Origin of the sequence: Stutzerimonas stutzeri (assembly GCF_002890915.1) — a bacterium.
GTDB lineage: Bacteria > Pseudomonadota > Gammaproteobacteria > Pseudomonadales > Pseudomonadaceae > Stutzerimonas > Stutzerimonas stutzeri_AF.
Window position 1 is genome coordinate 48,706 of record NZ_POUT01000014.1, and the last position, 13,779, is coordinate 62,484.

General features: G+C 67.0%; 14 protein-coding genes. 6 read left to right on the plus strand and 8 right to left on the minus strand.

Annotated features, from left to right (window positions below; translation table 11 throughout):
• Positions 1 to 2 precede the first annotated feature (2 nt).
• From CXK94_RS19325 to CXK94_RS19345, 5 genes are all read left to right on the plus strand, one after another.
• Positions 3 to 1,268 carry an ABC transporter permease gene (locus CXK94_RS19325; RefSeq protein WP_102895527.1) on the plus strand — a complete coding sequence of 422 codons (1,266 nt, stop codon included), beginning with the start codon at positions 3 to 5 and terminating at the stop codon, positions 1,266 to 1,268.
• Positions 1,269 to 1,276: 8 nt separating this feature from the next.
• Complete coding sequence (locus CXK94_RS19330; protein WP_102895528.1) at positions 1,277 to 1,795, plus strand: DUF3299 domain-containing protein; 519 nt, start codon at positions 1,277 to 1,279, stop codon at positions 1,793 to 1,795.
• 102 nt (positions 1,796 to 1,897) lie between these two features.
• Positions 1,898 to 2,419 (plus strand): RNA polymerase sigma factor, encoded by a 522-nt coding sequence (locus tag CXK94_RS19335; protein WP_102895529.1) that lies wholly within the window; start codon positions 1,898 to 1,900, stop codon positions 2,417 to 2,419.
• On the plus strand, positions 2,409 to 3,242 hold the full coding sequence (locus CXK94_RS19340; RefSeq protein WP_102895530.1) for a FecR family protein: 834 nt from the start codon (positions 2,409 to 2,411) through the stop codon (positions 3,240 to 3,242). The genes CXK94_RS19335 and CXK94_RS19340 overlap by 11 nt, the downstream gene beginning before the upstream one ends.
• A gap of 78 nt (positions 3,243 to 3,320) precedes the next feature.
• A complete protein-coding gene (locus CXK94_RS19345) occupies positions 3,321 to 5,747 on the plus strand; it encodes a TonB-dependent siderophore receptor (RefSeq protein ID WP_102895531.1) in 2,427 nt (808 codons plus the stop codon).
• 404 nt (positions 5,748 to 6,151) lie between these two features.
• On the opposite strand, the gene CXK94_RS19350 is transcribed toward CXK94_RS19345, so the two are convergent.
• From CXK94_RS19350 to CXK94_RS19375, 6 genes are read right to left on the minus strand one after another with little or no spacing between them, the layout of a single operon-like run.
• The gene (locus CXK94_RS19350) at positions 6,152 to 7,243 is read right to left on the minus strand and encodes a tetratricopeptide repeat protein (RefSeq protein WP_102895532.1); all 1,092 of its coding nucleotides are present in this window, start codon (positions 7,241 to 7,243) and stop codon (positions 6,152 to 6,154) included.
• Position 7,244: 1 nt separating this feature from the next.
• On the minus strand, positions 7,245 to 7,955 hold the full coding sequence (locus CXK94_RS19355; protein WP_102895533.1) for an energy transducer TonB: 711 nt from the start codon (positions 7,953 to 7,955) through the stop codon (positions 7,245 to 7,247).
• Positions 7,955 to 8,368, minus strand: a complete 414-nt coding sequence (locus CXK94_RS19360) for an ExbD/TolR family protein (RefSeq protein WP_037045018.1) — start codon at positions 8,366 to 8,368, stop codon at positions 7,955 to 7,957. The genes CXK94_RS19355 and CXK94_RS19360 overlap by 1 nt, the downstream gene beginning before the upstream one ends.
• Positions 8,369 to 8,378: 10 nt before the next feature.
• Positions 8,379 to 8,924: a MotA/TolQ/ExbB proton channel family protein gene (locus CXK94_RS19365; RefSeq protein ID WP_037045021.1), complete on the minus strand. Its 546-nt coding sequence runs from the start codon at positions 8,922 to 8,924 to the stop codon at positions 8,379 to 8,381.
• Complete coding sequence (locus CXK94_RS19370; protein ID WP_102895534.1) at positions 8,917 to 10,263, minus strand: MotA/TolQ/ExbB proton channel family protein; 1,347 nt, start codon at positions 10,261 to 10,263, stop codon at positions 8,917 to 8,919. Before CXK94_RS19370 ends, CXK94_RS19365 begins: the two co-directional genes overlap by 8 nt.
• Complete coding sequence (locus tag CXK94_RS19375; protein ID WP_102895535.1) at positions 10,260 to 11,045, minus strand: DUF3450 domain-containing protein; 786 nt, start codon at positions 11,043 to 11,045, stop codon at positions 10,260 to 10,262. Before CXK94_RS19375 ends, CXK94_RS19370 begins: the two co-directional genes overlap by 4 nt.
• 185 nt (positions 11,046 to 11,230) lie before the next feature.
• Here CXK94_RS19375 and CXK94_RS19380 point away from each other — a divergent pair, with 185 nt between their 5' ends.
• Positions 11,231 to 11,893 carry an OmpW/AlkL family protein gene (locus tag CXK94_RS19380; protein WP_102895536.1) on the plus strand — a complete coding sequence of 221 codons (663 nt, stop codon included), beginning with the start codon at positions 11,231 to 11,233 and terminating at the stop codon, positions 11,891 to 11,893.
• 74 nt (positions 11,894 to 11,967) lie between these two features.
• Here the strand turns inward: CXK94_RS19380 and CXK94_RS19385 are convergent, their stop codons facing one another.
• Positions 11,968 to 12,897 (minus strand): NAD-dependent epimerase/dehydratase family protein, encoded by a 930-nt coding sequence (locus tag CXK94_RS19385; protein WP_102895537.1) that lies wholly within the window; start codon positions 12,895 to 12,897, stop codon positions 11,968 to 11,970.
• The gene (locus CXK94_RS19390) at positions 12,890 to 13,774 is read right to left on the minus strand and encodes a sugar nucleotide-binding protein (RefSeq protein ID WP_037045028.1); all 885 of its coding nucleotides are present in this window, start codon (positions 13,772 to 13,774) and stop codon (positions 12,890 to 12,892) included. Before CXK94_RS19390 ends, CXK94_RS19385 begins: the two co-directional genes overlap by 8 nt.
• Positions 13,775 to 13,779 lie beyond the last annotated feature (5 nt).

Sequence of the window (13,779 nt, forward strand, 5' to 3'; positions counted from 1 at the left end):
CGATGTATCTCCTGCGCCTGGCCCTGGCGAGCCTGAACAACCGCCGTTTCACCGCGCTGCTGACGATCTTCGCCATCGCCCTGTCGGTGTGCCTGCTGCTCGCCGTCGAGCGGGTGCGCAACGAAACCCGCGCCAGCTTCGCCAGCACCATCAGCGGCACCGACCTGGTGGTCGGCGCCCGCTCCGGCTCGGTGAACCTGCTGCTGTATTCAGTGTTCCGCATCGGCAACGCCACCAACAACATCCGCTGGGACAGCTACCGGCACTTCGCCGAACACCCACGGGTCAGCTGGGCGATCCCGATATCGCTGGGCGATTCGCACCGCGGCTACCGGGTGATGGGCACCAGCGGTGCCTACTTCGAGCACTACCGCTACGGACGCAAACAGCCGCTGCAGCTGGCCGAAGGCCGCGCCTTCGCCAGCGACCCGTTCGAGGTGGTGCTCGGCGCGGAAGTGGCCCGGGCGCTGGCCTACCGGCTGGGCGACGAGATCGTGCTGGCCCACGGCGTCGCCCGGGTCAGCCTGGTCCAGCACGACGACAAGCCGTTCCGCGTGGTCGGCGTGCTGCACCCCACCGGCACGCCGGTCGACCGCACCCTGCACATCAGCCTCGCCGGCATGGAAGCGCTGCACGTCGACTGGCAGAACGGCATGCCGGCCCGCGGTACGGCGCGCATCGATGCCGAGCAGGCGCGCCGGATGGATCTGCAGCCCGAGCAGATCACCGCCTTCCTGCTGGGGCTCAACAGCAAGGTGGCCACCTTCGCCCTGCAACGCGAGATCAACCAGTACCGCGGCGAACCGCTGCTGGCCATCCTGCCCGGCGTCGCCCTGCAGGAACTCTGGAGCCTGATGGGCACGGCGGAGAAGGCGCTGTTCGTGGTCTCGCTGTTCGTCGTGTTGACCGGCCTGATCGGCATGCTGACGGCGATCCTGACCAGCCTCAACGAGCGCCGCCGGGAAATGGCCATCCTGCGCTCGGTGGGCGCCCGGCCCTGGCACATCGCCGGCCTGCTGGTGGCCGAGGCCTTCAGCCTGGCGCTGGCGGGCGTGCTGTGCGGGTTGCTGCTGCTCTATGCCGCCATCGCCGTCGCCCAGGCGCCGCTGCAGGCCCAGTACGGGCTCTATCTGCCGCTGGCCTGGCCGAGCCGCTACGAATGGTCGCTGCTCGCAGGCATACTGCTGGCCGGACTGCTGATCGGCGGCGTGCCGGCCTGGCGCGCCTACCGGCAGTCCCTGGCCGATGGCCTGTCGATCAGATTGTGAGGAATTCCATGTCGCGCCTGCTGCTCGCCACGCTGTTCGCCCTTGCGGCGCCTTTCGCGATCGCCGAGGTCCGTGAGCTGCAGTGGGCGGACCTGATCCCCGCGGATGCTCCGCCGCCACCACCGCCAGTGGCGATCCACGACCTGTCGCAGCTGGCGGACGTGCTGGCCGCCGAAAGCGGCCCCGCCGCCGCGCAGCAATCCCCCGCCGCGCCGGTGGTCGAGGCCCTGGACGGCGCCCGGGTGAAGCTGCCGGGGTATATCGTGCCGCTGGACCTGAGCGAGGACGGGCGCGTCACCGAGTTCCTGCTGGTGCCCTACTTCGGCGCCTGCATCCACGTGCCACCGCCACCGTCGAACCAGATCGTGCATGCCACCAGCGAGCTGGGGGTCAGGGTCGATGCGCTCTACCAGCCGTTCTGGGTCGAAGGGCCGCTGAAGGTCGAGCACGCCAGCAGCGAACTGGCCGAGGCCGGCTATCGCATGGAAGCGCAGAATATCTACGTCTACGAGCTATCCGATAATTGATGAGGCGCCGGTCCAGCGGAGGCCGTCATGCATCACAATTGTTATTGATAGTTAATCTCATTTATATTGGCGCCCCCTGCGTTCGTGCCGAATGGGCCTGCCGTGACCGAGAACTCGCCGCCGCGCCAGTTACTGGACAGCTTCCTGCACCACTACGATGCGCTGCTCGCACAGATCGTGCGGCGCTTCGGCGATCGCCACTTCGCCCAGGACGTGGTGCAGGATGTCGGCCTGCAACTGGTGAAGCGGCCCGAACGCGACGGTATCCAGTCGCCGCTCGCCCTGCTGCGCCGTATCGCCCACGAGCATGCGATCAGTTGCTGGCGCCACGAGCGACGCCGCCAATCGCGCGTGCTGTCGCTGCCCGAACTGCCGGAGGTGGCTTGCCCGCTGTCCGAGCAGGAGCGCCTGGCACAGGCCAGACAGGCACTGGACAGACTGACGCAGGCGATCGAGGCGCTGCCCGAGCGCTGCCGCGAGGTGTTCGTCATGCACAAGATCCACCTCGTCCCGCAGGCGCAGGTCGCGACGCATCTGGGAATTTCCATCAAGACCGTGGAAAAGCATCTGCGCTTGGGCATGGCCAGGTGTCGCGCCGAGCTGGAAAAGCATCATGAGCGATAAGCAGCAGTCACGAGGCCGGCAAGCCCCACGGTCCTCCCCCGAGCAGCTGTTACAGCAGCACCGCCAGGAACTGCAGCAGCGCTTTGCATTGCCCCCTGCGCGCGCGGCGCGACGTTCGCGCAAGGCGCTGCTGGGACCTCTGGTGCTTCTGTTGGCGAGCGCGGCCCTGCTCTGGCTGGACCCGGCCTATCGCCATGAGTCCCATGCCAGCGGCGAGCAGCGCCTGGCGGTGACGCTGGCCGACGGCAGTCAGGCCTTGCTCGACAGCCGTACCCGGCTACACGTCGCTTGGCATCTTCGTTCGCGGCAGCTGACCCTGGAGCAGGGACAAGCGCAACTGGCGGTGCGGCGCCAGCCCTGGCGCCCGCTGCGGGTCGATGCCGGCGCGCTGCAGGTCGAAGTGCTGGGCACCACGTTCGGCGTACTGCGCGAGCATGAACGGGCCCAGGTCACGGTAATCGAGGGCCGGGTGGCGGCAACCGACGCCCGGGGCGCCGGGCGCACCGAACTGCGCGCCGGCGACCGGGTCACGGCGCACGCCGGAGGCCTGGAACAAGCGCAGCGGGTGGACCTCGAGACGGCCATGGCCTGGACCCGCGGCCGGTTGATCTTCCGGCGTACACCGCTCGCCGATGCGCTGGTGCAGATGCAGCGCTACCACCCGGCACCGATCCGGCTGAACGAGCCGACGCTGGCCGAGCTGCCGGTTTCCGGCGCGCTGTCCACCACGCGAGTCGCCGCGTTTCTCAAGGCACTGCCGGCACTGCTGCCCGTGGTCGTGACAGAAGCGGATGACGGCGGCTTCCTGATCAACCAACGATAATTATTTTCATCTGGAGGTAGGGTTTGCGGCATCGCGCGGCGGTAGACCTGGCAAACAACGACCAGAGAGATCCGCTACATGAAACACCGCCCTCCTTTCCGCCGGCGCCTGGCGCTGCCTGTTCTGATCGCCAGCGCGATCCTCTCGGCCGAGGTCTCGGCGCAGGATTTGCACCTGGACCTGCCGGCCGGTCCGCTCGAACGATCGCTGGATAATCTGGCACACCAAGCCGGCGTCGAAATTCTCTACAGCAGCGAACAGGCCGCCGGCCACCACGCTCCAGCCGTCAACGGCACCTTCAGCGCCAGCGAAGCGCTACGCCTGCTGCTGCAGGGCAGCGACCTGCAGGTGCAGGTGCGCGACGGCAACCTGATCGTGGTACCGCGGCGCAGCGGCGACGAGCAGGCCGGCCAGGCTGCGCCATTGGATCTGGGCAACGCGATAGTGGTCGCCGACCGCCGCAGCAGCGATCTGGTCAGCCCGGCGCGGCAGACCACGGTGATCGAACGCGGCGAGCTCGAACAGCTGCGCCAGGGCTCGACCAACCTGGCCGCCGCGCTGAGCAAGGCGGTGCCCGGCATGGCCGACTCGAGCCGCACCATCACCGATTACGGCCAGACCCTGCGCGGACGGAACATGCTGGTACTGGTGGATGGCATCCCACTCAACACCAATCGCAGCTCGTCGCGCGACCTGGCCAACCTGGAGCTGCTGGATATCGAGCAAATCGCCGTGGAGCGCGGCAGCAGCGCCATCTATGGCGGTGGCGCCAGCGGCGGCATCGTCTCGGTCAGCACCGTAGCGGCAGGAGGCGAGAACCGTGCGCGGACCAGCATCAGCGCCGAAACATCGCTGTCGCAGCTGGACAGCGACGGGCTGGGCGGCACCCTGCGCCACAGCTTCAGCGGCAGCCAGGGCACGGTCGACTACGGCCTCGCCCTGGCCACGCAATACAAAGGCGCGTCCTATGACGCCGACGGCCGACGCATCGCGCCGGAACCCAGCCAGGGCGACCTGTTCGACTCGGCCGCCTACAGCCTGGGCGGCAAGCTCGGCGTACACCTGGACGATCTGCAATACCTGCAACTGTCGGCCAGCCGCTACGACGTGCAGCAGGACACCGACCATGCGCCCGACCCGAGCGTAAAGGCCCAGCCGCTACGCAGCGTAGCGGCGCGTGCGCAAAGCGGGCTTGAGCTCGACGAGCAGACCCGCTTGACCAATGACCTGTTGTCCCTGGATTACCGCCACGCCGACCTGCTCGGCAGCGAACTGGCGGCGCAGCTCTACTACCGCGACTATTTCACCCGCTTCAGCCCCTTCGACGCACGCGCCGTCGTCACCCGCGGTGGGCAGGTCGACCAGATATCCCAGGAGTCCAAGGTCAAGGGTGCACGCCTGACCCTGACCACCCCGTTGCGGGAAAACCGTACCCAGTTGCTCTGGGGCATGGACTACAACCAGGAGCGCAGCAAGATGCCGCTGGACGTGTTCGACCCGGCCATCTACGACGCCAGCGGCGGACTGGTATTCGAGAAGATCGGCGAACTGACCTACATGCCCTGGGTGACAACCCGCAGCACGGGCACTTTCGCCCAGCTGCAGCACCGCTTCAATGCGCACTGGTCGGCCGAGGGCGGCATCCGCTACGAGCGTGCCAGCGCCGAATTCGACGACTTCCAGCCACTGTCCCAGCTGAACCTGGCCAACCCGGCGACGGTGCGCGGCGGCGAAGTGGATTACTCGGCAACCCTCTACAACATCGGCGTGGTCTACGCGCCCAACCTGCAGCACGAACTGTACGCCTCGTTCAGCCAGGGCTTCGAGCTGCCGGACATTGGCCTGCAGGTGCGCAACGCCCGCGCCAACTTCGATATCGGCTCGTCGGACCTGGAACCAGTCGAGGTGGACAACTACGAAATCGGTTGGCGCGGCCAGTTCGAGCAGACCCGTGCGTCGCTGGCGCTGTTCCAGTCGCGCTCACGCCTGGGCGGTGTGCAAAGTTTCAATAACGGGCTGATCCTCAGCCGCACCCGCGAGCGCATCGAAGGAATCGAAGCGCAACTGGACTTCAGCTCGCTGGACGAGCGCTGGGGCAGCGGCGCCAGCCTGACCTGGTTGCAGGGCCGCGAACGGCCGAAGGGTGGTGACGATCGGGACATGACCGGCTACCGCATTCCGCCGCTCAAGCTCACGGCCTACCTGGAATATGCGCCGCTGGATGACTGGCACAACCGCCTGCAGGCGACCTATTTCGGTCGGCGCGACTACCGCCTGGATGGCGTGGAAAGCTTCGGTCGTCGCGAAGTGGACAGTTATGTGCTGGTCGACCTGCTCAGCCGCTATCGCCTGGACGAGCACAACAGCATCACCCTGGGCGTGCAGAACCTGCTCAATCGCCACTACTACCCCACCTACAGCCAACTCTTGCGCAGCAGTGACAACACCAGCCACCTGCCGGCCGCCGGCACCGTGCTAGCGATGCGCTACGACCACCGCTGGTAGAACGCCAGCAGCGACCGGTTGCGCAAGGCAGCCGGTCGCCATCATCGCACACGCTTCGATTCTTGAAATCGACCCCGGCATGCTGGGACATCGTCGCCAAACGGCCGCCCAGCCCTGAGGCACGTTGGAAGCGCCGCCGGCGCCCCGCGTCATACAGGTTTGAAATCGTGCTGAAGAGACTCGAGCCGTTATGCCCACTCACTGGCGGGGCACAGGCTGTAGGCCGAATACGTTGATCGTGCTCAGCAGGCAGCCGACGCGACAGTGTCGCCGCGGGTTCGGCTGCCGAAATGGCTGTCCTGGCCCGGCGCAACGGCCAGCGGCAGCAGGCAGAAAGGCGCTGCTCATGAGGTCGCCTTCCGGCGGCGGCCTGGCGGTGAGCATCCACCGCCACGGAAGTACGATCAGTTCGCGCGGGCGATCTGCCGCTCGCGTTCGAAGCTGAGCTCGCCTTCGGCCCAGTCACGCCATTCACGCACCCGGCGGCGCTCCGCCCCGGCCCGCTCGGCCTGCTTCAGCGCCTCGAGCCCGGCCTGCCAGCGGGCCTGCTCCAGTTCCAGCTGGGCCACGTTCATCCAGAACTTGGCGCTGCCGGTCTGGGTCGCCAGCTGACGATAGACTTTCGACGCCGCCGTACGCTCACGGGCTTGCCACCAGAGCATGCCCAGGCGCTCCTGGCGCGTGGCGGTGCTCGCCAGCAGGCGCGACTCGAGCAGGCCTTCGAGCAGCTTGGCGCCCTGCCAGGGCTGGCCGGCGGCGCTGGCCAGCAAGACCAGGTTGTCCAGTTCGGCCTCGCTGAAGCGCAGCCCCTTGGCATGCGCCGCGCGCAGGGTGGCCAGCGCCTTGTCTTCCGCGCCGGCCAGTTGCTGCAGCCCGGCCAGTTGGCGCCAGGCCTTCACCTGCTCGGGATGGCGGGCCAGCAACTTGCGTTGCCAGCGCTCGGCCGCCTGATAGCGCTTGAGTTCGGCGTTGCCGCCGACCAGCAGCTGCAGCCAGGCATCGGCGGCCTGGGGGTTGGTCTGCACGTAGCGCTCGGCCAGTGGCAGTGCCTTGGCATGCTGGCCGAGCCCCTGGTAGGCCTGCACCAGCATCTGCAGCACGTCTTCATCGGCCTGGTTGGCCGTACCCAGCAGGCTGACGACCTTGGCGTAACGTCCTTCGACGAGATTCAGCCGTGCCAGGTTGAGCCGTTCGCCGTCCAGCAACGCCTCGTCCAGCTTGCCGCTGGCGACGGCCTTGTCCAACCACTCCAGGGCCTGGCGGTTGTTGCCTTCGGCCCAGGCCAGATAGCCGCGACTACGCCAGAGCAATGCCTCCTCGCTGCTGCCCGCCTTGGCCTTGACGCTCTCCAGCGCCTTGCGTGCCCCGGCGTAGTCCTTCTTCGCCTGGGCGCTCTTCGCTCGCTCGAGCGCCATGAAGACAGCGGGATCGATCGCCTGGGCAGCCTGTACCGAAGCGGCGAGGAAAAGGGTCAGCACGAGTAGCAGGCGAGGCATCTCAGCGTTCTCCTTGCAGGCGGAAGTGCAGGGTTTTCACCGCTTCGCGGGATACCGCCACACCATTCTCGGTGCGCGGGGCGAAACGCCAGCGGGCGGCGGCGCGGCGAGCCTCGCGGTCGAACACGTTGCGCGGCGAGGCCTCCAGCACGCGGATGTTCTCCACCCGGCCCTGCGGGTTGATGGTGAAAGCGAGCTTGATATGCCCTTCGATGCCCTGCTGGCGGGCACGATAGGGGTACTCCGGGCGTACGTCATTGAGCGGCATCACTTCCTGTTCCGGACCGCCTGGCTGGCCGGCGGCCTCGACGGCGGCGCTGGCCGGTGCCGGGGCCGCCGGCGCGCTCTGCGCGGCGGTCAGGCCGGACAGGCTGGGGGCCGGCGCGGTCGCAACGGAAATACCGCTGTCGATGGCCGGCAAGTCCAGGTCCAGTTTCGGCAGGCTGGCATCCGGGGTGGCCATGTTCGGCGTCGGCGGCGTCGGTGGCTGCGGCGTCTTCGGCTGCGGCGGCTGCGGGGCTTGCTGGCGCGAACGCGTGGCACTGTCCTCGTTACGCCCGTCCATGCGGATGAAGTTGGCGATCGCTACTGGATCGTCCTGGAGCGCATCCTGCGGTGGGTTGACCATGCTCAGCATCAGGGCGAACAGCAACAGCGCCATCACGCACGCGGCGATGAACGACAAGCTGAAACGGGCCAGCCGCGGGCGCATCAGCGCGTCCCCGTGCTGGCAGCCAGGGCGACATCCCGCACGCCGGCCTGACGCGCCTGATCCATCACCTGAACGACCAGGCCGGTGCGGGCATCCTGGTCGGCCTGCACGACTACGGCGCCTTCCGGCTGATCCACGCGCAGGCGTTCGACGTGGGCGCGCACGCTGCGCACGTCCACCGCCTGCTTGTCGATCCAGACCTGGCCGTCGGCCGTGACGGCGATGAGGATGTTGCCCTTGTCCTGGGCGCTGGCGGTGTCCGCCTGCGGGCGCTGGACCTCGACACCGGACTCCTTGATGAAGGAGCTGGTGACGATGAAGAAGATCAGCATGATGAAGACCACATCGAGCATCGGCGTGAGGTCGATACCGGTGTCTTCTTCCTGCTGGTAATGGTGACGACGCATACGCATCCGCAAATCCTCAGTCGTGACGCAGCTGGTCGGCCAGCCGGTCGAGAGACTGGCGCGCGATCCGCTCGAGGCGCGCCAGGCTGAACAGTCCTGTAATGGCCAGCACCATGCCAGCCATGGTCGGCAGGGTCGCCTGCCAGACCCCCGCGGCCATGCCGCGCGGGTTGCCGGTGCCGCTGAGCGCCAGCACGTCGAATACCGCGATCATGCCGCTGACCGTGCCGAGCAGGCCGAGCAGCGGATACATCGCCACCAGTGTCTTGCTCAGCCGCAGCGGGCCGGACAGCTGTTGCTGCGCCTGCGCCAGCCAGGCCGCGCGCACCGCCCGTTGCCAGCTGCCCGGCTCGTCGCTCAGCTGCGTCCAGGCCTGCCGACGCGCCTCGACCCAATGCGGGAAGACCCGGCGCATGAACCACAGGCGCTCGAAGACCAGCGTCCAATACAGCACGCAGAGCCCGGCCAGCGCCCACATCACCACCCCGCCAGCCGCCATGAAATCGAGCAGCGCATGACCGCTGTCGACCAGGCTCAGCCACTGGGTGCGCAGGTCAGTCACGGCGTGGCGCCCCCGAGAGATGCAGCGCGATCAGCCCCGCGCTCTGCTGCTCCAGCAGCTGGATCAGCGCCTTGCTGCGGCTGGCCAGCAGGCTATGCAGGAACAGCAGCGGGATCGCCACCACCAGCCCCAGCACCGTGGTCACCAGGGCCTGGGAAATACCATCGGCCATCAGCCGGGAGTCGCCGCCACCGCTCTGGGTGATCGCCTGGAAGGTGATGATCATGCCGGTGACGGTCCCCAGCAGGCCGAGCAGCGGCGCCACCGCGGCGAGCAGCTTGAGCAGCGGCTGGCCACGTTCGAGCGGCGGGGTTTCCTGGAGGATCGCCTCGTCGAGCTTGAGCTCCAGGGTTTCCAGATCCGACAGCTGCGGCTTGGGTCCCAGCACGCCGATGATGCGGCCCAGCGGGTTGTCGTCACGCGGATGATTGAGTTCGCGCATCTGGCTGCCGACCTTGCGCCCGACGCCACTCAGGCAGACCATGCGCCAGATCGCCAGCAGCAGGCCGACCGCACCGAGCGCCAGGATCACCCAGCCCACCAGACCGCCCTGCTGGACGCGGTCCCACAGGTCCGGCTGGCGCTGCAGCTGGGCCAGCAGGGTGCCCCGGCTGGGGTCGACCGGCAGTGTCGCCAGCCCATCGCGGCTTTCCAGATAGTCCCCGACCAGCCCCTGGCCGGAAGGCTGGCGCGCCGGCACCAGCAACTCGCCGGCGTCGGCGTCATAACGCAGGAAGGCCGCATCGGTGAAGGCCGAGAAACTGCCTACCCGCAATACCGGCTGCTCGCTGCGATACCCATCGGCCGCCACCACCGGCAGCTCGAGCCGTTCCACCCGGCCACTGGCCGCCAGATCCTCGAGCAAGGTCATCCAGAAGCGGTCGAGGTCATCGGCGGACGGCAGCGCGCGGCTTTCCGCCAGGCTGCGCAATTGCTGCAGGCGCTCGGGATACTGTGCATTGAGCAGACTGTCCTGCCACTGGCCGGCGATATCGCCGGCACTCTGGCGCACCACGCCGAACAGTTCACCGAGATGACCGACCCGCTGGGCCAGCAGTTTCTCCTGCTCGGCCAGCTCGGCCTCCTGGCGATCGAACTGGGCCTTCAGCCGTTCGGCCTCGGCTTTCTGCTCGTCCAGCGCCGCGCGTGCGCGGGCCAGCAATTGCGCCTGCTCGCCACGGTCACGGACGAAGGCCTGCTCACGCGTCTGCATGGCACTGACCTCGGCGGCCCGTTCGCTGCGGATACGCTCGAGCAACTGGTCGGGGTTCAGCGGTTCGGCGGCATGCGCCACGACCGGCAGCAGGCCGAGGAAAATCCAGGAAAGCAGACGGCTCATTGCGCGGCCTCCTCGGCCAGTGTCTTGACGGGCAGTTGCAGGTAGGCGGGCGCCTGCTGCTGACGGGCGATGGCGATGGCCTGGGTCAGCGGCCGGCGGGCACCGCCATCGAGGACTTGCCAACTGCGGGTCTGCGGATTCCACCAGCCACTCTCATGGGCATCGAGCGTCTGGTAATAGAGCATCACCCGGCCCAGGCGCAGGAACTCGACGCTACGCGAACCGCCCTCGATCGGCAGCTCGCCGCGCCAGGCTTCCAGCGTCCGGCCGTAGTCGCTCTCGATCTGGTAGGCCTCGAGAATGCGCCGATATTTCTCGGCCAGGCTGACGTCCGCGCGGGGCAGCAGATCCTGCAGGCTGGCCAGGCGATCGGCACGCTCATCCGGAAGGAACGGCAAGTCGGCAGCGATGAACTCGCCCAGCACCTCGACCATCTGCCCCATCTGCGGCGTTACCGCCTCCTGGGTGCGCTCGATGCTGTCCAGCTGCCGCTGGAAGCCTTCCAGCTCCTTGCGCTGCGCCGCAGTGAGCGCCTGCAGTTGCTTGTTGTAGGTCTTCAGCGCCTCGGTCTGCTGCAGCGCACTGCGGTATTCGTTGAGCATCTGTCGTGTGGCGTCATCGAGCTGGTCGATCCGCACTTGCGAAGCTTTCGCTTCCGCGGACAGACGCTCGCTCTCGTCCAGCGCGGCATCCAGCGGGGCGGCCGACAGCGATGCAGCATAGAGCTGCAGACAGCACGGCAGCACGGCAGCCGCCAGCAGGCGGGGGATGGAGGAAGGCATTGAGGGAATCCTTGCAGACGGGCGTTAACTCAAAAGAGAAACATTATCATCTGTGGATTGATGCAAAGCAACCCGGGCAATACGTCGCAGCATAGCGAGTGGCTTTCATTGAGCTGGATCAAAAAGCCCCTACCCCCACCCCCTACCATTGCCCCCAGTCGCATCCCAACCAACGGAGCATCATCATGCGCAAGACCCTGTTCACCGCTTCCGCGCTGGCCCTGGCGCTGGCCGCACCCTTCGCCCAGGCTTTCGAAGCCGGGGACATCATCGTCCGCGCTGGTGCGGTTACCGTCGATCCGCACGAAGATAGCGGTAACGTAAAAATTGGCGGCGCAGCAGTGCCTGGCACTGGCGCAACCCTGGATAGCGATACCCAGCTGGGACTGAACTTCGCTTACATGCTGACCGACAAGGTCGGTATCGAACTGCTGGCAGCCACCCCGTTCAGCCACGATGTAGGCACCAAGGGCCTGGGCGGTCTCAAGCTCGGCGAACTCAAGCACCTGCCCCCGACCCTGAGCGTCGTTTACTACCCGCTCGAGAAAACCTCCGCATTCCAGCCCTATGTTGGCGCCGGCATCAACTACACCTGGTTCTTCGATGACAAGCTGACCAGCGAAGCCGAAGCAGCCGGCTTCCGCGGCCTGGACATGAAGGACTCCTGGGGCCTGGCAGCCCAAGTGGGCATGGATTACATGCTGACCGACAACATCATGCTGAACGCCCAGGTTCGTTATATCGACATCGACACCACCGGCACCACTTACGCCGGCGCCACCAAGGTCAAAGTCGACGTGGACGTAGACCCCTTCGTCTACATGGTCGGTCTCGGCTACAAGTTCTGACGAAAGCGGCACCCGCCGAATCGCAGACGAACAAAAGGCGCCCTTCGGCGCCTTTTGTGTTTTTCGAATTACGCTTACAGGCCCAGCAACCGGGCCAACCCATCGCGCATGTCGGTCGGCGGCGCCGGCAGGCGATAGCGCTGCAACAGCCGCGCATTGTTCGCCCGCGAATGGCGGATATCTCCGGGCCGCGAAGCCTGGTAGCTCACCACAGGCAGCCCGCCCAGCACATCGCCGATCGCTTCGAGCAATTGATTCAGCGAGGTTGCTCGACCCAGCCCGACATTCACCGCGCCCTCTGCCACTTCAGGCGATTCCAGCGCCTGCACCAGCACCTCGACGAGATCACCGACGTAGACGAAGTCACGGGTCTGCTCTCCATCGCCGAACACCGTGATCGGCAGCCCCTTCTGCGCCCGCTCGGTGAAGATGCTGATCACCCCGGAATATGGCGATGAAGGATCCTGGCGCGGCCCGAAGATATTGAAGAAGCGGAAAATCGCCGGTTCCAGCCCGTGCTGGCGGCGATAGAAATCCAGGTAATGCTCGCTGGCCAGCTTGTCCGCCGCATAAGGCGTCAATGGCGCCTTCGGTGTGTCCTCGTCGATGGCCCGGCCTTCGCCGTTGTTGCCATAGACCGCGGCGCTGGAGGCGAACAGCACCCGCCTCACGCCAGCCTCGCGCATCGCCTCGCACAGGTTGAGCGTGCCGATCAGGTTGCTCTGGTGGGTACCGAACGGATCGTCCACCGACGCCTGCACCGAAGCCACCGCCGCCAGGTGTACGACCGCCCGGCAGCCGCTCACGGCCTGCCGCACGCATTCCGCGTCGGCGACATCGCCGACGATCAGCTCGACCCGCCCATCTGCCGGCAGGTTTTCGCGCTTGCCCGTGGAAAGGTTGTCCAGCACTCGCACCGAATAGCCCCGTGCGAGCAATGCGTCGACCAGGTTGGAGCCGATGAAGCCGGCACCGCCGGTCACCAGGATCGGGGAATCACTCATGACGGTAATAGCGTTCCAGCAGGCTCGGCAGGCCGGTGCGCCATGCGCGCGGCTTGATGCCGAAGGTGGTGAAGATTTTCTTGCAGGCGAGTACGCCGTGCTGCGGTTCGTCCGTCGCATCCTGGCAATCGGCATGGGCGACCGGCGTCAGGGTGGCGCCCGCCACGTCGCGATACCTGCCCGCCTCGGCGAGCAATGCCTGGCCGACCAGCAGGGGCGTGGAGGCTTCGTGCCCGCCGTAGTGATAGGTGCCCCACAGCGGCGCCTGGCAGTCCAGTTGCTTGAGCACGGCGAGAATCACCCGCGCCGCATCGTCCACCGGCGTCGGGTTGCCGCGGCGGTCGTCGGCGAGAAGGATCGGCTCGCTCTGCTCGAGCCGCTGCAGCACGCGCCCCAACACGCCGTCACGGCTGTCGTCGAGCAACCAGCCGAAGCGCAACAGCACATGCCGCGGGCAGAACGAGCGCACGCTCTGCTCGATGCGCCACAGCGCCCGGCCCCGGACGTCCAGCGGCGCCACTTCGTCCTTCTCACTGTAGGCGGTGGTTCGCGCGCCATCGAAGACGCGATAGCTGGAGGGCTGCAGCAGCACGAAATCGTGGTGCTGGCAAAGTTCGGCCAGACGCTCGACAGCCCGTTCCTGGGCCGCGAGCGCCGGCTCGCTGGTCTGCCCACTCTGGAACCAGTCGTAGTAATACGCGAGATTGATCACGACATCCGGGCGGTTGTCGTCGAGTAGCTGGGTCAGGCTGGGCGCGTCCCAGCCTTGCGCGGGCGGGCGCGGTGCGAGAAAGCCGATGTCTTCCTCGGCACCGAGGCGGATAAGCGCCTGCCCCAGGGCATTACCGCCGCCCAACAGCATCAGGCGCATTCGCATTCAGA